Annotated in this window: 19 protein-coding genes; 15 read left to right on the top strand and 4 right to left on the bottom strand. The window is 68.9% G+C overall.

Going from position 1 to position 18,483, the window contains the following annotated elements; genetic code table 11:
* Positions 1 to 3: 3 nt before the first annotated feature.
* Positions 4 to 927, bottom strand: coding sequence for a carbon-nitrogen hydrolase family protein (locus FOZ70_RS24995; RefSeq protein WP_021164200.1), 924 nt, complete (start codon positions 925 to 927; stop codon positions 4 to 6).
* 80 nt (positions 928 to 1,007) lie between these two features.
* Here FOZ70_RS24995 and FOZ70_RS24990 point away from each other — a divergent pair, with 80 nt between their 5' ends.
* Positions 1,008 to 1,928, top strand: a complete 921-nt coding sequence (locus FOZ70_RS24990; RefSeq protein ID WP_059497184.1) for a LysR family transcriptional regulator — start codon at positions 1,008 to 1,010, stop codon at positions 1,926 to 1,928.
* Between the two features lie 88 nt (positions 1,929 to 2,016).
* On the opposite strand, the gene FOZ70_RS24985 is transcribed toward FOZ70_RS24990, so the two are convergent.
* Entirely contained in the window at positions 2,017 to 2,154 is a 138-nt protein-coding gene (locus FOZ70_RS24985) for a hypothetical protein (RefSeq protein ID WP_219707071.1), read from the bottom strand.
* A gap of 78 nt (positions 2,155 to 2,232) precedes the next feature.
* Here FOZ70_RS24985 and FOZ70_RS24980 point away from each other — a divergent pair, with 78 nt between their 5' ends.
* Together FOZ70_RS24980 and mnmA are read left to right on the top strand one after the other, a co-directional pair.
* Positions 2,233 to 2,742: an NUDIX hydrolase gene (locus tag FOZ70_RS24980; RefSeq protein ID WP_021164203.1), complete on the top strand. Its 510-nt coding sequence runs from the start codon at positions 2,233 to 2,235 to the stop codon at positions 2,740 to 2,742.
* Complete coding sequence (gene mnmA / locus FOZ70_RS24975; protein ID WP_059487115.1) at positions 2,739 to 3,887, top strand: tRNA 2-thiouridine(34) synthase MnmA; 1,149 nt, start codon at positions 2,739 to 2,741, stop codon at positions 3,885 to 3,887. Before FOZ70_RS24980 ends, mnmA begins: the two co-directional genes overlap by 4 nt.
* 65 nt (positions 3,888 to 3,952) lie before the next feature.
* On the opposite strand, the gene FOZ70_RS24970 is transcribed toward mnmA, so the two are convergent.
* Positions 3,953 to 4,327, bottom strand: a complete 375-nt coding sequence (locus tag FOZ70_RS24970; RefSeq protein ID WP_219707066.1) for a helix-turn-helix domain-containing protein — start codon at positions 4,325 to 4,327, stop codon at positions 3,953 to 3,955.
* A gap of 74 nt (positions 4,328 to 4,401) precedes the next feature.
* Here FOZ70_RS24970 and FOZ70_RS24965 point away from each other — a divergent pair, with 74 nt between their 5' ends.
* Positions 4,402 to 5,166 (top strand): NAD(P)H-dependent oxidoreductase, encoded by a 765-nt coding sequence (locus FOZ70_RS24965; protein ID WP_219707064.1) that lies wholly within the window; start codon positions 4,402 to 4,404, stop codon positions 5,164 to 5,166.
* A gap of 197 nt (positions 5,167 to 5,363) precedes the next feature.
* Positions 5,364 to 6,983 (top strand): FMN-binding glutamate synthase family protein, encoded by a 1,620-nt coding sequence (locus FOZ70_RS24960; protein WP_219707061.1) that lies wholly within the window; start codon positions 5,364 to 5,366, stop codon positions 6,981 to 6,983.
* A 119-nt stretch (positions 6,984 to 7,102) separates the two neighbouring features.
* Here the strand turns inward: FOZ70_RS24960 and FOZ70_RS24955 are convergent, their stop codons facing one another.
* Positions 7,103 to 7,714, bottom strand: a complete 612-nt coding sequence (locus FOZ70_RS24955) for a glutathione S-transferase N-terminal domain-containing protein (protein WP_021162497.1) — start codon at positions 7,712 to 7,714, stop codon at positions 7,103 to 7,105.
* Between the two features lie 187 nt (positions 7,715 to 7,901).
* On the opposite strand from FOZ70_RS24955, the gene FOZ70_RS24950 reads away from it, so the two are divergent.
* From FOZ70_RS24950 to FOZ70_RS24905, 10 genes are all read left to right on the top strand, one after another.
* The gene (locus FOZ70_RS24950; protein ID WP_059620919.1) at positions 7,902 to 9,287 is read left to right on the top strand and encodes an aminopeptidase P N-terminal domain-containing protein; all 1,386 of its coding nucleotides are present in this window, start codon (positions 7,902 to 7,904) and stop codon (positions 9,285 to 9,287) included.
* A gap of 40 nt (positions 9,288 to 9,327) precedes the next feature.
* Complete coding sequence (locus tag FOZ70_RS24945; protein WP_059497177.1) at positions 9,328 to 10,515, top strand: UbiH/UbiF/VisC/COQ6 family ubiquinone biosynthesis hydroxylase; 1,188 nt, start codon at positions 9,328 to 9,330, stop codon at positions 10,513 to 10,515.
* A 124-nt stretch (positions 10,516 to 10,639) separates the two neighbouring features.
* A complete protein-coding gene (gene dusB, locus FOZ70_RS24940) occupies positions 10,640 to 11,707 on the top strand; it encodes a tRNA dihydrouridine synthase DusB (RefSeq protein WP_042977079.1) in 1,068 nt (355 codons plus the stop codon).
* Positions 11,704 to 11,937, top strand: a complete 234-nt coding sequence (locus FOZ70_RS24935) for a Fis family transcriptional regulator (protein WP_006476892.1) — start codon at positions 11,704 to 11,706, stop codon at positions 11,935 to 11,937. The genes dusB and FOZ70_RS24935 overlap by 4 nt, the downstream gene beginning before the upstream one ends.
* Positions 11,938 to 11,981: 44 nt before the next feature.
* A complete protein-coding gene (gene purH, locus FOZ70_RS24930; RefSeq protein WP_021162493.1) occupies positions 11,982 to 13,547 on the top strand; it encodes a bifunctional phosphoribosylaminoimidazolecarboxamide formyltransferase/IMP cyclohydrolase in 1,566 nt (521 codons plus the stop codon).
* 154 nt (positions 13,548 to 13,701) lie between these two features.
* A complete protein-coding gene (gene ruvC, locus FOZ70_RS24925; RefSeq protein WP_021162491.1) occupies positions 13,702 to 14,244 on the top strand; it encodes a crossover junction endodeoxyribonuclease RuvC in 543 nt (180 codons plus the stop codon).
* A 164-nt stretch (positions 14,245 to 14,408) separates the two neighbouring features.
* Positions 14,409 to 14,990: a Holliday junction branch migration protein RuvA gene (gene ruvA / locus FOZ70_RS24920; RefSeq protein WP_031402135.1), complete on the top strand. Its 582-nt coding sequence runs from the start codon at positions 14,409 to 14,411 to the stop codon at positions 14,988 to 14,990.
* 108 nt (positions 14,991 to 15,098) lie between these two features.
* A complete protein-coding gene (gene ruvB, locus FOZ70_RS24915) occupies positions 15,099 to 16,169 on the top strand; it encodes a Holliday junction branch migration DNA helicase RuvB (RefSeq protein WP_021162489.1) in 1,071 nt (356 codons plus the stop codon).
* Positions 16,170 to 16,193: 24 nt separating this feature from the next.
* The gene (locus tag FOZ70_RS24910) at positions 16,194 to 17,147 is read left to right on the top strand and encodes an oxygenase MpaB family protein (protein ID WP_219707060.1); all 954 of its coding nucleotides are present in this window, start codon (positions 16,194 to 16,196) and stop codon (positions 17,145 to 17,147) included.
* A gap of 152 nt (positions 17,148 to 17,299) precedes the next feature.
* Positions 17,300 to 18,427: a ParB/Srx family N-terminal domain-containing protein gene (locus FOZ70_RS24905; RefSeq protein ID WP_219707057.1), complete on the top strand. Its 1,128-nt coding sequence runs from the start codon at positions 17,300 to 17,302 to the stop codon at positions 18,425 to 18,427.
* The last annotated feature ends 56 nt before the right edge of the window (positions 18,428 to 18,483 follow it).

Below are 18,483 nucleotides of genomic sequence, written 5' to 3'. Positions count from 1 at the left end.
TCCCTACGCGCCGAACACCACCGTGCGCTTCGGCCGCTCGTCGACGTGCAGCGAGAACACATCGGGCCGCGCGTAATGCCCGACCACGTCGAAGTCGTAACGCGCCCGCACGAGTTCGTCGGTATCGATACGCGCGGTCACGAGCCCGGCCGTGCCGATCAGCGGCTCCGTCAGCAGGTCGCCGAGCGGCCCGACGATCACGCTGCCGCCGCGGATCAGCGGCCGCTCCGGATCCCAGCCCGGCACGTCGATCCCGAGCGCGCGCGGCGACGGCTGCACCTGGCACGCGCTGACGACGAAGCAGCGCCCCTCGTGCGCGATATGCCGCATCGAGCTCTGCCACACGTCGCGCTCGTCGACGGTCGGCGCGCACCAGATCTGCACGCCTTTCGCGTACATCGCGCAGCGCAGCAGCGGCATGTGGTTCTCCCAGCAGACCGCGGCGCCCGCGCGGCCCGCGGCCGTGTCGACGACGGGCAGCGTCGAGCCGTCGCCCTGCCCCCAGATCAGCCGCTCGGTGCCGGTCGGCATCAGCTTGCGGTGCTTCGCGACGAGCCCGTCGCGCGGATCGAAGAACAGCGCCGTGCAGTACAGCGTGCTGCCGCCGCGCTCGATCACGCCGACCACGAGGCTCGCGCCCGTGCGCTGCGACAGCGCGGCCAGCTCGTCGGTTTCCGGCCCCGGCACGTCGATCGCCTGCGCGGCGTAGCGCGCATACGCGTCGCGGCCCTCGGGCAGCCGGTAGCCGAGCCGCGTGCCGAAGATCTCGCCTTTCGGATAGCCGCCGAGCACGGCCTCGGGCAGCACGACGAGCGACGCGCCGCTGTCGCGGATCGCGGTTTCGTAGCCGAGGATCGTGTCGAGCGTGGCGCGCGTGCCGGCGGGCGATGCGCCGATCTGCAGCGCGGCGATGACTGACGTGGACATGAAGGCGTCTCCGGTGAATGGGGTAACGCCATCTTTATCGATATGATGTCATCGATCAAATCGATAGAACGATAAGTGACATGAATGTGGATGATATCGCCAGCCTCGACCTGAACCTGCTGAAAGTGTTCGAGGCGCTGTACGAGGAAGGCGGCGCGAGCCGGGCGGCGCTGCGGCTCGGCCTCACGCAGTCGGCGGTGAGCGCGGCGCTCGCGCGGCTGCGCGTGATCTATGCCGATCCGCTGTTCGTGCGCACCGGCCGCGGGCTCGCGCCGACACCGCGCGCGGACGAACTGAAACCGATCCTGTCCGACGCGCTCGACCGTTGCCGCGAAAGCCTCGCGATCGCGGCCGACGGCGGCGACCGCATCGGCCGCACGATCTCGATCGGGCTGTCGGACGACTTCGAGATCGCGCTCGGCCGCGCGCTGATCGACGCCGTTGCACGGGAAGCCGCCGGCATCCGGCTGATCTTCCGGCAGACGCACAGCGGCATCGCCGGCGACGCGCTGCTGCGCCACGGCGTCGACCTCGCGATCGCATCGGGCGGCTTCTCGGCGAACGGGCTCAGCCGGCGCGCGGTCGCGACGGGCGGCTACGCGTGCCTGATCGACCCGGCCGCCCGCCCCCGGCCGCCGCGCACGCTCACGCTCGCCGATTTCCTGCAGCGCGACCACCTGCTCGTGTCGTCGGGCGGCGTGATCGGGATCGTCGACGAGGCGCTGGCGACGCTCGGCCACAAGCGGCGCGTCGCGGCGTCGACCACGCATTTCGCCGCGTTGCCGTACCTGCTCGCCGGCTCCGACGCGGTGGCGACGATTCCCTCGCACGCGGCGCGCGCGATCGCGCGATCCACGCCGCTGCGCGCGCTCGCCTGCCCGGTCGACTTGCCGCACTACCCGGTCGAAATCGGCTGGCGCACGAGCACGCAGCGCGACCCGGCGATCGTGCGCGTACGCGACACGATCGCCGCGTGCATCGCGAACCTCGTCGCACCATGAAGCGGCCCGGCCGGCTTGCGCCGGTCGGGCCGGTCCCTTGAGGCTGCCCGTGCATCGAGGCAGGCAGCCTGCGTTGCCGGCGCATGCGTCAGTCGACCGCCTTCACCATGTCCTCGACGACCTTCTTCGCATCGCCGAACACCATCATCGTCTTGTCCATGTAGCTTTGCGCACGATCGCGCGGGATCGACGCGTGAGCCTGGCCGGCGCGGCCGCGCCTCGGCACGACGGACGATTACGAGGGTCGGATTCGTCTGACCGAACGCCGGGCAGCGTTCGGGCGCAACCGGTAAAATGCCGAACCATGAAACCCGAAATCTGGACCCCGCATGTGACGGTCGCGGCGCTCGTCGAGCATGCCGGCCGCTTTCTCGTGATCGAGGAAGAAACCTCGTCGGGCCTGCGCATCAACCAGCCGGCAGGCCATCTCGAAGCCGGCGAAACGCTGGCCGACGCCGTGATCCGAGAGACGCTCGAGGAAACCGCGCACCCGTTCACGCCCGACGCGCTCGTCGGCGTCTATCTGGCGCACTACGACCGGCCCGGCACCGCCGGCGCGACCTACCTGCGCTTCACGTTCTGCGGCACGGCCGGCGAGCCGGTCGCGGGCCACGCGCTCGACGACGGCATCGTCCGCACGCTGTGGATGACCGCCGACGAACTGCGCGCGTGCAGCGAGCGCCATCGCTCGCCCGCGGTGATGCGCTGCGTTGACGATTACCTCGCCGGGCGGCGCATTCCGCTCGATTTCGTGCATACGCATTCGGTCGCGCCGCGCCCCGAAGCATTCGAACGTCAGGCGGTCAACAAATGAGCAAGCGCCGTGTAGTGGTGGGCATGTCGGGCGGCGTCGATTCGTCGGTGACCGCGTGGCTGCTGAAGGAACAGGGTTACGACGTGGTCGGCCTGTTCATGAAGAACTGGGAAGACGACGACGACGGCGAATACTGCTCGACGCGCCAGGACTGGATCGACGTCGTGTCGGTGGCCGACCTGATCGGCATCGACGTGGAAGCCGTCAACTTCGCGGCGGAATACAAGGATCGCGTGTTCGCCGAGTTCCTGCGCGAATACTCGGCCGGCCGCACGCCGAACCCCGACGTGCTGTGCAACGCCGAAATCAAGTTCAAGGCGTTCCTCGATCACGCGATGTCGCTCGACGCGGAAATGATCGCGACGGGCCACTATGCGCGCGTGCGCGAGCGCGATGGGCGTTTCGAGCTGCTGAAGGCCTTCGACCATACGAAAGACCAGTCGTACTTCCTGCACCGGCTGAACCAGGCGCAACTGTCGAAGACGATGTTCCCGCTCGGCGAGATCCCGAAGACGAAGGTGCGCGAGATCGCCGCGCAGATCGGGCTGCCGAACGCGAAGAAGAAGGATTCGACCGGCATCTGCTTCATCGGCGAACGGCCGTTCCGCGATTTCCTGAACCGCTATCTGCCGACCAAACCCGGCCCGATGAAGACGCCGGACGGCAAGGTCGTCGGCGAGCACATCGGCCTCGCGTTCTACACGTTCGGCCAGCGCAAGGGCATCGGCCTGGGCGGCAGCAAGAGCGGCAGCGGCGAACCGTGGTTCGTCGCCGCGAAGGACATCGCGTCGAACACGCTGTACGTCGTGCAGGGCCACGATCATCCGTGGCTGCTGTCGCGCGAGCTCGTCGCCGGCAACGTGAGCTGGGTCGCCGGCGAGCCGCCGGCCGAGGGCTTCGCGTGCGGCGCGAAGACGCGCTACCGGCAGGCCGACGCGGCATGCGCCTTCGGCGCCGCCGTGCCCGGCCCGGCAGGCGAAGCACGCTTCTCGCTCGCGTTCGACGATGCGCAGTGGGCCGTCACGCCCGGCCAGTCGGCCGTGCTGTACGACGGCGAGATCTGTCTCGGCGGCGGCATCATCGAAAGCGCGGCAACCAGCGACCGGCAGGCGCTCGACGCGCCGGCGCTCGCGGCCGCGCGCTGACGCGCCGCCGGCGCCGCGCGGGCGGTGCCGGCCGAAAGCGGTCGCGCCCGCGGCCGCCCGCCTGTTCAACGCATGTGCCGCACGGCCGCGTCGTAGCGCTCGCGCGCCGCGTCGAGCACCGGGAAATGGCGCTCGGCCCAGCGATCGAGCGCCACGAGCGTGTCCACCAGCGATTCCGCCACCGGCGTCAGCCGGTATTCGACATGCGATCGCCGCGCGGCGATCGCGACCCGTTCGATCAGCCCGTTGCGCTCCAGCTCGCGCAGCGTCTGCGTGAGCACCTTCTGCGAGATGCCGCCGATGCGCCGCAGCAGCTCGCCGTTGCGCAGCGGCCGCTCGGCCAGCGCCGGCAGGATCAGCAGCGTCCATTTGCCGGCGATCAGCGCGAGCGCATCGCGCGCCGAACAGTCCGCCGCATAGACGTCGCCGGGAAATGCCATGGTTACCTCCGGGTGCGTGATTGCGCGGCCCCGCTGCCGCCGGCCATCATCGTCGCACACTCACGGAGCCCGCCATGCATGCGCTGATCGTCGTCGCCCATCCCGAACCGCAGTCGTTCAACGCGGCCCTCTCCCATGCGGCGGCCGATGCGTGGCGCGCCGCCGGCCATACCGCGACCGTCGCGGACCTGTACGCCGGCGGGTTCGACCCGTGCGAGGCGCCGCGCCATTACGCCGATCGGCTCGACACGGCACGCTTCGACGCACAACGCGAGCAGCGCCACCACTGGGAGCGCGGCACGCTCGCGCCGGAGGTCGGGCATCACGTCGGGCTGCTGCAACAGGCCGACGCGCTGATCCTGCAGTTCCCGCTGTGGTGGTTCGGCGCACCGGCGATCCTGAAGGGCTGGATGGATCGCGTGTTCGTCTACGGCGGCCTCTACAGCAGCAGCCGGCGTCATGACAGCGGCGTGTTGCACGGGCGCCGCGCGCTGCTGAGCGTGACGACCGGATCGTCGGCCGCCGCCTGCGCGCCCGACGGCCGCGAGGGCGACACGCGCCTGCTGCTGTGGCCGCTCATGCATGCGCTGCGCTACGTCGGCTTCGACGTGCTCGAACCGCACCTGATCCACGCGGTTCGCAGCGATCCGGCCGGCGACAACGCGCGGCTCGACGACGCGCGCCTCGCGCAAGCGCTCGCGGACTACCGCGCGCGACTGCGCGCCTGGCACACGTGGCCGCGAGTGCCGTTCAACCGCGACACGGACTTCGAAGCCGGCGTCACGCTGAAGCCCGACGCGCCCGCATACGGCCCGTTCATCCGTCACGCGGGCCCCTGACGCGGCGGGCCGGCTCGGCAACGCGAGCTTCACGGGACCCGTAGTAGACTCTCGACCATCGTGGGCGCCGGCGGCGGCCAGGCACGGCTCGGGCACCCTGCCCGCCGGCCCGGCGCGACGCCGAGGGCGCCGACCTGCCGGCCGCCGCGCGACCGCTCGCGAGCGATGGCCATCCAGATAATTACGACGGAGTCCCCATGTTTTCCCGACGCTATCTCGCGATGTGGTGCGCGGTCCTGCTGTTCGTGGCCGTCGCGGCACTCGCCGCGCGGCACGCGATCGCGTGGCTGTGGATCCTGATTCCCGCCGCCCTCGTCGCGCTCGGCCTGTACGACCTGAAGCAGGACCGCCACGCGATCCTGCGCAACTACCCGCTCTGGGGCCACTTCCGCTTCCTGTTCGAATTCATCCGACCTGAAATCCGCCAGTATTTCGTCGAGGACGACACCGACGAGAAACCGTTCTCGCGCGCGCAGCGCAGCCTCGTCTACCAGCGCGCGAAGAACGTCGCCGACAACCGGCCGTACGGCACCGAGCTGAACGTGAAGGCCGTCGCGCACGAATGGATCAGCCACTCGCTCGCGCCGACGAAGCTGCCGAACCATGATTTCCGCGTCCGCGTCGGCGCGAATCGCGCGCAACCGTACGACATTTCGATCTTCAACATCTCGGCGATGAGCTTCGGCTCGCTGTCCGCGAACGCGATCCGCTCGCTGAACCTCGGCGCGAAGAAAGGCGGTTTCGCGCACGACACGGGCGAAGGCTCGCTGTCGAAGTACCACCGCGAGAACGGCGGCGACATCATCTGGGAAATCGCGTCCGGCTACTTCGGCTGCCGCAACGACGACGGCACGTTCAACCCCGACAAGTTCGCGAAGCAGGCTGCCGATCCGCAGGTCAGGATGATCGAGGTCAAGCTGTCGCAGGGTGCGAAGCCGGGCCACGGCGGCGTGCTGCCGGCCGCGAAGATCACGCCGGAGATCGCCGAGACGCGCGGCGTGCCGATGGGCAAGGACTGCATCTCGCCCGCGACGCACTCGGAATTCTCGACCCCGCGCGGGCTGCTCGAATTCGTCGAACGGCTGCGCACGCTGTCGGGCGGCAAGCCGACCGGCTTCAAGCTGTGCGTCGGCCATCCGTGGGAATTCTTCGGGATCGCGAAGGCGATGCTCGAGACCGGCATCGTGCCGGACTTCATCGTCGTCGACGGCGCGGAAGGCGGCACGGGCGCGGCGCCGCTCGAATTCACCGACCACGTCGGCGTGCCGCTGCAGGAAGGGCTGCTGCTCGTGCACAACACGCTCGTCGGGATCGGCGTGCGCGACCGCGTGAAGATCGGCGCGAGCGGCAAGATCATCACCGCGTTCGACGTCGCCCGCACGCTCGCGATCGGCGCGGACTGGGTGAACTCGGCGCGCGGCTTCATGTTCGCGGTCGGCTGCATCCAGGCGCAGACCTGCCACACGGGCCGCTGCCCGACCGGCGTCGCGACGCAGGACCCGGTGCGCCAGCGCGCGCTCGTCGTGCCCGACAAGGCCGACCGCGTGTACAACTTCCACCGCAACACGCTGCACGCGCTGCAGGAGCTCGTGCAGGCGGCCGGCCTCGCGCATCCGTCGGAGCTGCGCGCGCATCACATCGTGCAGCGCATCGCGCCGCACGAGGTCCGGCTGATGTCGCAGCTGCTGAAGTACCTGAAGCCCGGCGCGCTGCTCGACGGCAACACCTGCGGCTTTACGCTGTACGACAAGTGGTGGCCGATTTCGCGCAGCGATTCGTTCACGCTCGGCGAGGCCGTCTACGCGTCGATCGAATGACGCAGGCGAGCGCCTCCGCCGCGGGGGCGGCCCGGCAAAAAGAAAAGCGCCCCGCGGGGCGCTTTTCTTTCGTCTGCCGAATGGGTGAATGCGCGAAGCGTGTACGCGTCGCGCGCGGCTCAGTTCTGCGGCAGCGTATCGGCGAACGACTGGCGCTGCAGCAGCTTCACGAAGTGCTTGTCGAGGTTCGGGTGGCGGTCGCGCCAGTTGAGCTCGGGCATCCGGAAGTCGAGATAGCCGAGCGCGCAGCCGAGTGCGATGTCGGCGAGCGTGTAATGATTACCGACGCACCACGTCTTGCCGCCGAGCCCTTGCGACATCGCGACGAGCGCGTCGTCGATCTTGCGCTGCTGGCGCGCGATCCAGCTCGCGCTGCGCTGCGCTTCGTCCCGCAGCGTGTATTCGAGACGAATCGCCACGGCCGCGTCGAGCACGCCGTCGCCCAGCGCTTCCCAGCAACGCACTTCGACGCGCTCGCGCCCCGACGGCGGAATCAGCTTGCCGACCGGCGACAGCGTGTCGACGTATTCGCAGATCACGCGGGAATCGAACACCGCGGCACCATCCTCCATCACGAGGCACGGGACCTTGCCGAGCGGATTCGAAGCATGAATATCCGTCTCCGGCGCCCACACGTTCTCGAGCTCCAGCTTGTAGTCGATCTTCTTTTCAGCCAGCACGATCCGCGCCTTGCGGACGTACGGGCTGCTGAGCGAACCGATTAATTTCATCATCTGCCTTTTTAAGGGAACCGCCGAGAGTATACGTTGTCGCCGATCATAACCGGCCGGCGTCGCGCGACAGAAAATCGCCCGACCGGCCTGTGGATGGTTTGCAACAACCGTCACGCGGGCCGCCCGGCGCGGCTTCCCGCCCCCTCTCTCACGCGCGGCGTCACGCGGCGCTACAATCGCACGAATGAACGCGCCCCTCGATACCGCCATCGCCGTCGACGTCTACCGCCAGCGCCGTGAACGCGTGCTTGCCGCACTGCGTGCCGCCGGCGGCGGCGTCGCCATCGTCCCCACCGCGCCGGAACTGCTGCGCAACCGCGATACGGCCTACCCGTACCGGTACGACAGCTACTTCCATTACCTGACGGGCTTCACCGAGCCGGATGCCGTGCTCGTGCTGAACGCGGCCGCGCCGCACGGCGCGCCGGAGTCGATCCTGTTCTGCCGCGGCAAGAATGCCGACCGCGAGATCTGGGAAGGCTTCCATTACGGGCCCGAAGCCGCGCGCGATGCGTTCGGCTTCGACGCGGCGTTCGCGATCGACGTGATCGATACGGAGATGCCGCGCCTGCTCGCCGACTCCGGCACCGTGCACTACCGGTTCGGCGCATCGGCCGACTTCGACCGCCGGCTCGCGGGCTGGATCGACGCGGTACGCGCGCTGGCGCGCACGGGCGTCGCCGCACCGGACGCGATGCTCGACCTCACGCCACTCCTCGACGACATGCGGCTCGTGAAGGACGAGCACGAACTCGCGATCATGATGCGCGCCGCACATATCTCCGCGCTCGCGCACCGCCGCGCGATGCAGGCATGCCGCCCCGGCATCCGCGAATACGAACTCGAAGCGGAGCTGCTGTATGTGTTCCGCAAGCACGGCGCGCAGTCGCCCGCGTACGGCTCGATCGTCGCGGCCGGCGCGAACGCGTGCGTGCTGCACTACCCGGCCGGCAACGCAACCGCGAAGGACGGCGACCTGATCCTGATCGACGCCGCGTGCGAACTCGACGGCTACGCGTCGGACATCACGCGCACGTTCCCGGCCAACGGGCGCTTCTCGCCCGCGCAACGCACGCTGTACGACATCGTGCTCGCCGCCCAGCAGGCCGCGATCGACGCGACGCGCGCCGGCGTGCCGTTCGAAGCACCGCACGACGCCGCCGTGCGCGTGCTCGCGCAGGGGCTGCTCGACACCGGCATCATCCCGAAAACGCGCTTCTCGAACGTCGACGACGTGATCGCCGAGCGTGCGTACACGCGCTTCTACATGCACCGCACCGGCCACTGGATCGGCATGGACGTGCACGATTGCGGCGACTACCGCGAGCGGCTCGCCGAGCGCGACGGCAACGGCGCGCTGCCATGGCGCACGCTGAAGGCCGGCATGACGCTGACGGTCGAACCCGGCCTGTATGTGCGCGCCGCCGACGACGTGCCGCCCGAGTACTGGAACATCGGCATCCGCATCGAGGACGACGCGATCGTGCGCGAGCAGGGCTGCGAGCTGATCACGCGCGGCGTGCCCGTCGCGGCGGACGAGATCGAAGCGCTGATGCGCGCACTCGCATGACCGGCTGCCGCCGACCGTTACCTCCGTTTCACGAATCAAGATGACGACCGCCTCCTCCCCGGCCACGCCGGACTACGACCTCGCCATCGTCGGCGCGGGCCCTGTCGGGCTCGCGCTCGCCGGCTGGCTCGCGCGCCGCAGCGCCACGCAGCACGCATCGATCGCGCTGATCGATGCGCGTGAACCGGCCGCGAGCGCAAACGATCCGCGCGCGATCGCCGTGTCGCACGGCAGCCGCGTGCTGCTCGACACGCTCGCGTGGCCCGCCGACGCGACGCCGATCGAACACATCCACGTATCGCAGCGCGGCCATTTCGGCCGCACGCTGATCGACCGCGACGAACACGACGTCGCCGCGCTCGGTTATGTCGTGCGCTTCGGCTCGCTCGTGCAGGCGCTCGCGGGCGCCGTGCGCGGCACCCGCGTCGACTGGCTCACGTCGACCACCGCGCGCGCGCCGCAGCAGGATGCCGACGGCGTCACGCTGACGCTCGATGGCCCGCAAGGCGAGCGCACGCTGCGTGCACGCATCGTCATCAACGCCGAAGGCGGGCTGTTCCACGAACAGCGGGCCGATACCGGCAAGCACCGCCGCGACTACGGCCAGACCGCGATCGTCGGCACGGTCACGGTATCGGCGCCGCGCCCGAACGTCGCATGGGAACGCTTCACGCACGAAGGCCCGCTCGCGCTGCTGCCGCTCGGCGGCCCGCGCCAGGCCGAATATTCGCTCGTGTGGTGCTGCACGCCCGACGAAGCGGCGCGCCGTGCCGCGCTGCCCGACGACGCATTCCTGCGCGAGCTCGGCAGCGCGTTCGGCGCGCGCATGGGCGACTTCGTCGCGATCGCGGGCCGCGCGTCTTTCCCGCTCGGCCTGAACGCCGCGCAGACGCTCGTCAACGGCCGCGTCGCGATCGTCGGCAATGCCGCGCAAACCCTGCACCCCGTCGCGGGCCAGGGGCTCAACCTCGGGCTGCGCGATGCGCATACGCTCGTCGACACGCTGTCCACGCAAGGCTTCGAATCGACCGCACTCGCCACCTTCAACGCGCGCCGCGCACTCGACCGGCGTTTCACGATCGGCGCGACCGACACGCTGGCACGCCTGTTCACGATCGACTCGGGCCCGCTCCCGCTGCTGCGCGGTGCCGCGCTGACCGCGCTCGAGTTCGTGCCGCCGCTCAAGAAGGTGATCGCGCGCCAGATGATGTTCGGCCAGCGCAACTGACACCCGGCGCGCACAGTCGCGCCACTCAAACCGGGTCAAATCGGCGGGGCATGGGAATACGGTAAAATGCGCGTTTCCGTCTGCCCTTTTCATGCCCGCGCCCGCCGCGGGCGGTGCCATTGCGATGCCCGTTATCGGCTCTCACGTATTGCGTAACAACCTGTTCGTCGCCCCGATGGCCGGCGTGACGGATCGTCCGTTCCGCCAGCTCTGCAAGCGGATGGGGGCCGGTTACGCCGTGTCCGAGATGGTCGCGTCCAACGCGCAGCTGTGGAAAAGCGCGAAGACGATGCGGCGCGCGAACCACGAAGGCGAGGTGGAGCCGATCGCGGTCCAGATCGCGGGCGCCGATCCGGCGATGATGGCCGAAGCGGCCCGCTACAACGTCGACAACGGCGCGCAGATCATCGACATCAACATGGGCTGCCCGGCGAAAAAGGTCTGCAACGTCGCGGCCGGCTCCGCGCTGCTGCAGAACGAGCCGCTCGTGCAGCGCATCGTCGAGGCGGTCGTCGCGGCGGTCGGCACGGGGCCCGATGCGGTGCCCGTCACGCTGAAGATCCGCACCGGCTGGGATCGCGAGCACAAGAACGCGATCACCGTCGCGCGCCTGGCCGAAGCCGCCGGCATTTCGATGCTCACCGTGCACGGCCGCACGCGCGCCGACCTGTACCGCGGCGACGCCGAATACGACACCATCGCGGCCGTGAAGGCGGCGGTGCGGATTCCGGTGGTCGCGAACGGCGACATCACGTCGCCCGCGAAGGCGAAGGCCGTGCTCGACGCGACCGGCGCCGATGCCCTGATGATCGGTCGCGCCGCGCAAGGTCGGCCATGGTTGTTCCGCGAAATCGATCATTTCCTGCAAACCGGCGAGCTGCTGCCCCCGCCGCGGATCGACGAGATCCAGCACGTGATGAACGAACACCTGGAAGACCACTACGCGTTCTATGGTGAATTCACGGGAGTCCGTACTGCGCGCAAGCACATCGGCTGGTACACTCGCGGCCTTTCCGGTGCCAACGGGTTCCGGCACAGGATGAACACGCTCGATTCCACCCGCGAGCAGCTCGCCGCCGTCAATGCATTCTTCGAGGCGCAAAAGGCGCTGTCGGACCACCTCGTCTACGTCGACGACGAAGAGGAAAACGGCCAGGGCGAGTCGGACGACCATAACCAGTTAGCAGCATGAGCAAGCACAACATCGAACAATGTGTCCGCGAGAGCCTGGACGTGTATTTCCGGGATCTAGACGGCTCCAATCCGCACGACGTCTATGAAATGGTGATGTCCTGCGTCGAAAAGCCGATGCTCGAGGTCGTGCTCGTACAGGCAGGCGGCAACCAGTCGCTCGCCGCGGAGTACCTCGGCATCAATCGCAATACGCTGCGCAAGAAGCTGCAGCAGCACGGCCTGCTGTAGGCGGCCGTCCCGTCCCCGTTTCCCTGGCTATTGGTGGTTCCATCATGATCAAGCAAGCGCTCATTTCCGTTTCCGACAAGACCGGCATTGTCGACTTCGCGAAGTCGCTGTCCGACCTCGGCGTCAAGCTGCTGTCGACGGGCGGCACCGCGAAACTCCTCGCCGACGCCGGCCTGCCCGTGACCGAAGTGGCTGATTACACGGGCTTCCCGGAGATGCTCGATGGGCGCGTGAAGACGCTCCACCCGAAGGTGCACGGCGGCATCCTGGCCCGCCGCGACCTGCCCGAGCACATGCAGGCGCTGGAACAGCACGGCATCCCGACGATCGACCTGCTCGTCGTGAACCTGTATCCGTTCGTCGCGACGATCGCGAAGGACGACTGCACGCTCGCCGACGCGATCGAGAACATCGACATCGGCGGCCCGACGATGCTGCGCTCGGCCGCGAAGAACCACCGCGACGTGACGGTCGTCGTCGATCCGGCCGACTACGCGGTCGTGCTCGATGAAATGAAGGCGAACGGCAACGCGGTGGGCTACGCGACCAACTTCCGCCTCGCGACGAAGGTGTTCGCGCACACCGCGCAATACGACGGCGCGATCACGAACTACCTGACGAGCCTGACCGACGAGCTGAAGCACGCGTCGCGCAGCACGTACCCGGCCACGCTGAACCTGGCGTTCGACAAGGTGCAGGACCTGCGCTACGGCGAGAACCCGCACCAGAGCGCGGCGTTCTACCGCGACCTCGCGACGCCGGCCGGCGCGCTGGCGAACTACCGCCAGCTGCAAGGCAAGGAACTGTCGTACAACAACATCGCGGATTCGGACGCGGCTTGGGAATGCGTGAAGACGTTCGACGCACCGGCCTGCGTGATCATCAAGCACGCGAACCCGTGCGGCGTGGCAGTGGGCAACGATTCGGCCGACGCGTACGCGAAGGCGTTCCAGACGGATCCGACTTCCGCATTCGGCGGCATCATCGCGTTCAACCGCGAAGTCGACGAAGCGGCCGCCCAGGCCGTCGCGAAGCAGTTCGTCGAAGTGCTGATCGCCCCGTCGTTCTCCGACGCCGCGAAGCAGGTGTTCGCCGCGAAGCAGAACGTGCGCCTGCTCGAGATCGCGCTGGGCGACGGCCACAACGCATTCGACCTGAAGCGCGTGGGCGGCGGCCTGCTCGTGCAGTCGCTCGATTCGAAGAACGTGCAGCCGAGCGAGTTGCGCGTCGTCACGAAGCGTCAGCCGACCGCGAAGGAAATGGACGACCTGCTGTTCGCATGGCGCGTCGCGAAGTACGTGAAGTCGAACGCGATCGTGTTCTGCGGCAACGGCATGACGCTCGGCGTCGGCGCCGGCCAGATGAGCCGCGTCGATTCCGCGCGCATCGCGAGCATCAAGGCGCAGAACGCGGGCCTGACGCTGGCCGGTTCGGCCGTCGCGTCGGATGCGTTCTTCCCGTTCCGCGACGGCCTCGACGTCGTCGTGGCGGCCGGCGCGACCTGCGTGATCCAGCCGGGCGGCTCGATGCGCGACGACGAAGTGATCGCGGCAGCCGACGAGCACGGCATCGCGATGATCCTGACGGGCGTGCGTCACTTCCGTCACTGATCGCGGCATGCGGCCCGCGCGGCCGCTGCACGACAACCCGGCGGCATTGCACCCGCCGGGTTTTTTATTGCGTTGCGCCGGCGCACGCAACCGTGCGGCCGGCGCCGCGCACCATTCGTTGTAGTATCGCTGCATCAGGTTTTTCTCCTCACTCATGCGAATTCTCGGCATCGACCCCGGCCTGCGCGTCACCGGTTTCGGCATCATCGACGTCAGCGGCCACCGGCTCGCCTATGTCGCGAGCGGCGTGATCCGCACGCCGACCGCCGACCTGGCGACCCGGCTCGGCACGATCTTCCAGGGCGTCTCGACCATCGTGCGCGAGCACGCACCCGACCAGGCCGCGATCGAAAAGGTGTTCGTCAACGTGAACCCGCAGTCGACGCTGCTGCTCGGCCAGGCGCGCGGCGCCGCGATCTGCGGCCTCGTCGCGGGCGGCCTGCCCGTCGCCGAATACACGGCGCTGCAGCTCAAGCAGGCCGTGGTCGGCTACGGCCGCGCGACCAAGACGCAGATGCAGGAGATGGTCACGCGGCTGCTCAATCTCTCCGGACAGCCGGGCTCCGACGCGGCCGACGCGCTCGGCATGGCGATCTGCCACGCGCACGGCGGCGACACGCTCAGCACGCTCGGCGGCCTCGCGCCGGCGCTCGCGAAAAAAGGGCTGCGCGTACGGCGCGGGCGGCTGGTCGGCTGACATCGCGCTTGCCAGCGTGCGGCCTGCCGGATCGACCGTTTCAACCGTTTCGACCGCACGCGGCACACCCACGACACCCGTTGCCCCGGCCTGACGGCCGATCCCGTCGGCATTGCGCCGCACGTGCGCTACACTCGCGCTTTATCCCTCGCATCCCGCCCTCCATGATCGGTCGCATCGCCGGCATCCTGCTCGAAAAGAACCCGCCTCACCTGCTCGTCGACTGCAACGGCGTCGGCTACGAAATCGACGTGCCGATGAGCACCTTCTACAACCTGCCGCAAACGGGTGAGCGCATTGTGCTGCTCACGCAGCAGATCGTCCGCGAAGACGCGCACCTGCTGTACGGCTTCCTCACGCCCCAAGAGCGCACGACCTTCCGCGAACTGCTGAAGATCACCGGCATCGGCGCGCGCATGGCGCTCGCCGTGCTGTCCGGCATGAGCGTGCAGGAACTCGCGCAGGCCGTGACGATGCAGGACGCCGCACGCCTCACGCGCCTGCCCGGCATCGGCAAGAAGACGGCCGAACGCCTGCTGCTCGAACTGAAGGGCAAGCTCGGCGCCGATCTCGGCGCGCTCGCCGGCGCCGCGTCGCCGTCCGACCACGCAACCGACATCCTCAACGCGCTGCTTGCGCTCGGCTATTCCGAAAAGGAAGGCCTGGCCGCGATCAAGAACGTGCCGGCCGGCACCGGTGTATCCGAAGGCATCAAGCTCGCACTGAAGGCGCTGTCGAAGGCGTAACGCGCGCTCAATCCGGCCGTCGAAACCAGTGTCGCGCGGCGCGGCATTGCGCGCCAGTCGGCCGTTCGGCCAGGTTGGCCCGAGTGCGGCGCGCGGTACAATGGCCGCATGATTGAAACCGACAAACTCGCCACCGAGCAGCGGATCATCGCCGCCACGCCCGCCTCGTCGCACGAGGAGGTGTTCGAACGTGCGCTGCGGCCGCGCCAGCTCGACGACTACGTCGGCCAGGAAAAGGTGCGCGGCCAGCTCGAGATCTTCATCGAAGCCGCCAAGCGCCGCTCCGAGCCGCTCGACCACGTGCTGCTGTTCGGGCCGCCGGGCCTCGGCAAGACGACGCTCGCGCACATCATCGCGCGGGAGATGGGCGTGAACCTGCGCCAGACGTCGGGCCCCGTGCTCGAGCGCGCGGGCGATCTCGCCGCGCTGCTGACGAACCTCGAGGCGAACGACGTGCTGTTCATCGACGAAATCCACCGGCTGTCGCCGGTCGTCGAGGAAATCCTGTATCCGGCACTCGAGGATTACCAGATCGACATCATGATCGGCGAAGGCCCGGCCGCGCGCAGCGTGAAGCTCGACCTGCAGCCGTTCACGCTGGTCGGCGCCACCACTCGCGCCGGGATGCTGACCAACCCGCTGCGCGACCGTTTCGGGATCGTCGCGCGCCTCGAGTTCTACGACGCCGATCAACTGTCGCGCATCGTGCGGCGCTCCGCATCGCTGCTGAACGCGCAGATCGATCCGAACGGTGCGCTGGAAATCGCGAAGCGCTCGCGCGGCACGCCGCGGATTGCGAACCGGCTGCTGCGCCGCGTGCGCGACTTCGCGGAAGTGAAGGCCGACGGCCAGATCACCGCGGCCGTCGCCGATGCCGCGCTCGCGATGCTCGACGTCGATCCGGTCGGCTTCGACCTGATGGACCGCAAGCTGCTCGAGGCAATCCTGTACAAGTTCGACGGCGGCCCGGTCGGTATCGACAACCTCGCGGCGGCGATCGGCGAAGAGCGCGACACGATCGAGGACGTACTCGAGCCCTACCTGATCCAGCAGGGCTTCCTGCAACGCACGCCGCGCGGGCGCGTCGCGACGCTGCTCACGTATCGCCACTTCGGGCTTTCCGTGCCGGACGCCGGCCGCACCGAACGCGGCGAGTGGGATACCCCCGACGGGAAGTAACCCGTCGCCCGAGCCGCACCCGCCATGACGACGCCGCCCAGCCGCCACCCCGCCGCACCCGCACCGGGCCCGCGCTGGGCCGAGCCGATCCGCAAGCGGCTCGTGGCCGGCGTCACGCACCTGACGGCGGGCGGCGGCGGCCCGTCGCTCGACCTCTCCTCCCCGCCCGGAGATCCGGGGCTGTTCGGCCCCGACGCCGTCTGCTGGCGCGTGCATGCCGACTTCACGTCGATGATGACGGGCGGCATCGCTGCACTGCTGCTGCAGGCGCTCCATCCGCTCGCCCTCGCGGGCGTCTGGGATCACTCGTCGTTTCGCACCGACATCCTGGGTCGCTTGCGGCGCACCGCCACGTTCATCACCGGTACGACCTTCGGCAGTCGCGCGGACGCACTCGCACTGATCGAGCGCGTGAAATCGATCCACACGCACATATCGGGCACCGCGCCGGACGGCCGGCCGTATCGCGCCGACGATCCGGCATTGCTGACCTGGGTGCACGTCGCGGAAGTATCGAGTTTCCTCGCCGCGCATCTGCGCTACGTGAATCCGGCCCTGCCGGGCGAATTGCAGGATCGCTACTACGCCGAGACGGCACGGGTCGCCGAACTGCTCGGCGCACACGAGGTTCCCCGTTCGCGTACCGAGGTGGCCGCGTATCTCGCGCGCATGCAGCCCGAACTCGAGGCCGGGCCGCGTACGTTCGACGTGATGTCCATCCTGCTGAACGTGCCGGTCGCGAAGCCTGCGCTGCGGCCGGCCGCATCACTGGTGATGCATGCCGGAATCGACCTGCTGCCGCCGTGGGCGCAGCGCATGCTCGGCGTGTCGACGTTCGCGCCGCTGCGGCGCGCGGTGGTCCGGCCCGGCATACGGGTCGTCGCGCCCGTGCTGCGCTGGGCGCTCGTGAACGGCGCGTCAAAGCGTGCGCGCCGCCGCGCGACGGCAGCACCGCCCGACGGCACCCCGCCCGCCTGACGATCCGCCACTTCCTTTCATTTCAATTTGCTGTCAAATACCTGTGACAAGCTGACGGGCTTGCACCCGCGCACGGTCGCACGCGCCGTCCGTCCCGCCTGTCCGTGACCCGCGCGGTGCTCCGCCAATCCGACCGTCCCCCGATGCCCGCGATGCCACACCTGCCGATCCGTTTCGCCCTCGCCGCCAGCCTGTCCGCCGTCCTCGCCCTCGGCGCCTGTGGAGGCGACGATGTCGCCGCCGTCGCGCGTTCGGACGCGCAAACGCCGTCCGGCGGCACCCCGACCGCGCCTGCCCCGGCGCCGCCCGCCACCGTCACACCGCAACCGGGCAAGTGGAAGGCCGCCCGTGCGGGCGACCTGATCGACGTGACGCTCGGCGACCTCCATCCGACGCAGGGTGCAATCGGTTACGACCAGATCTACTACAAGCTCGGCCGCTACGAACTGCAGCCCGACAAGAAATTCGACGACTTCTGTGCGGACGAAGGCCTCGGCGGTGTCGCTTCGGCGGGCTACACGGCCAGGTCGGTGCTGCGCGATCCCGCCAGCTACGCATGCACGACGACCGACGCGAACGCCCGCGACCGGTCGGTGCTGAACCCGGTCGTGATCGGCCCGAACGGCGATGCGCTGTACCTGACCGACGGCCACCACGGCCTGTCCACCTACTACGAGACGCCCGACGGCGGCCCGGCGCTGCACGTGCACGTCGTCGTCAAGGACAACCTCAGCGACTACTCGGGCGACGCGTTCTGGCAGCAGATGCAGAGCCGCGGTTATCTGCGCCTCAAGAACGGGGAAGGCAAGCCGATCACGACCGCCCAACTGCCGACCGGGCTCGGCCTGAAACTCGGGATGACGAACGACCGCTACCGCTCGCTCGTCTATTTCACGCGCGACATCGCCTACAGCAAGCCCGCACAAGCCACCGACTACCTCGAGTTCTACTGGGCCGACTGGCTGCGCGCGCAACCGGGCACGTTCTCGCTCTCCGGCTACGACCTGACGCGCGCCGGCGCAACCGACCCCGATCCGGCAAAGGCCGACACGGGGTACCTGAACGCGGTCTGGAATGCGTCGGCGCGCATGGTCGCGGCCACGGATCCCGTGATCGACGGCAAGACGGGCGCCGACCTCGGGCGCGCGGACGCGATCAACGGCGGGAAGAAATACAACAAGGGGGAATTCGACAAGCTGCGCCAGCCGATCGCGGCGGACAAGCCCGGCAAGGTCGCGTACGCGCTCGACTACAAGACCCGCCACGCACTGCCGCAGTAAGCGGCGAGCGCCACGCGGGAAGGAAGCCCCGGCCGGCCATGACGGACGGGGCCTGC

Source organism: Burkholderia sp. COPS (genome assembly GCF_019425585.1).
Classification (GTDB): domain Bacteria; phylum Pseudomonadota; class Gammaproteobacteria; order Burkholderiales; family Burkholderiaceae; genus Burkholderia; species Burkholderia cepacia.
This window is presented reverse-complemented; position numbering and strand designations above follow the sequence as displayed.

Excerpts from the sequence above, each read along its gene's own strand:
- ruvB (WP_021162489.1), top strand. The coding sequence starts at position 15,099 with ATGATTGAAACCGACAAACTCGCCACCGAGCAGCGGATCATCGCCGCC.
- FOZ70_RS24905 (WP_219707057.1), top strand. The coding sequence starts at position 17,300 with ATGCCACACCTGCCGATCCGTTTCGCCCTCGCCGCCAGCCTGTCCGCC.
- FOZ70_RS24970 (WP_219707066.1), bottom strand. The coding sequence starts at position 4,327 with ATGGCATTTCCCGGCGACGTCTATGCGGCGGACTGTTCGGCGCGCGAT.
- FOZ70_RS24910 (WP_219707060.1), top strand. The coding sequence starts at position 16,194 with ATGACGACGCCGCCCAGCCGCCACCCCGCCGCACCCGCACCGGGCCCG.
- FOZ70_RS24935 (WP_006476892.1), top strand. The coding sequence starts at position 11,704 with ATGAGCAAGCACAACATCGAACAATGTGTCCGCGAGAGCCTGGACGTG.
- ruvC (WP_021162491.1), top strand. The coding sequence starts at position 13,702 with ATGCGAATTCTCGGCATCGACCCCGGCCTGCGCGTCACCGGTTTCGGC.
- mnmA (WP_059487115.1), top strand. The coding sequence starts at position 2,739 with ATGAGCAAGCGCCGTGTAGTGGTGGGCATGTCGGGCGGCGTCGATTCG.
- purH (WP_021162493.1), top strand. The coding sequence starts at position 11,982 with ATGATCAAGCAAGCGCTCATTTCCGTTTCCGACAAGACCGGCATTGTC.
- FOZ70_RS24960 (WP_219707061.1), top strand. The coding sequence starts at position 5,364 with ATGTTTTCCCGACGCTATCTCGCGATGTGGTGCGCGGTCCTGCTGTTC.
- dusB (WP_042977079.1), top strand. The coding sequence starts at position 10,640 with ATGCCCGTTATCGGCTCTCACGTATTGCGTAACAACCTGTTCGTCGCC.
- FOZ70_RS24955 (WP_021162497.1), bottom strand. The coding sequence starts at position 7,714 with ATGAAATTAATCGGTTCGCTCAGCAGCCCGTACGTCCGCAAGGCGCGG.
- FOZ70_RS24965 (WP_219707064.1), top strand. The coding sequence starts at position 4,402 with ATGCATGCGCTGATCGTCGTCGCCCATCCCGAACCGCAGTCGTTCAAC.
- FOZ70_RS24990 (WP_059497184.1), top strand. The coding sequence starts at position 1,008 with ATGAATGTGGATGATATCGCCAGCCTCGACCTGAACCTGCTGAAAGTG.
- FOZ70_RS24980 (WP_021164203.1), top strand. The coding sequence starts at position 2,233 with ATGAAACCCGAAATCTGGACCCCGCATGTGACGGTCGCGGCGCTCGTC.
- FOZ70_RS24995 (WP_021164200.1), bottom strand. The coding sequence starts at position 927 with ATGTCCACGTCAGTCATCGCCGCGCTGCAGATCGGCGCATCGCCCGCC.
- FOZ70_RS24950 (WP_059620919.1), top strand. The coding sequence starts at position 7,902 with ATGAACGCGCCCCTCGATACCGCCATCGCCGTCGACGTCTACCGCCAG.
- FOZ70_RS24945 (WP_059497177.1), top strand. The coding sequence starts at position 9,328 with ATGACGACCGCCTCCTCCCCGGCCACGCCGGACTACGACCTCGCCATC.
- ruvA (WP_031402135.1), top strand. The coding sequence starts at position 14,409 with ATGATCGGTCGCATCGCCGGCATCCTGCTCGAAAAGAACCCGCCTCAC.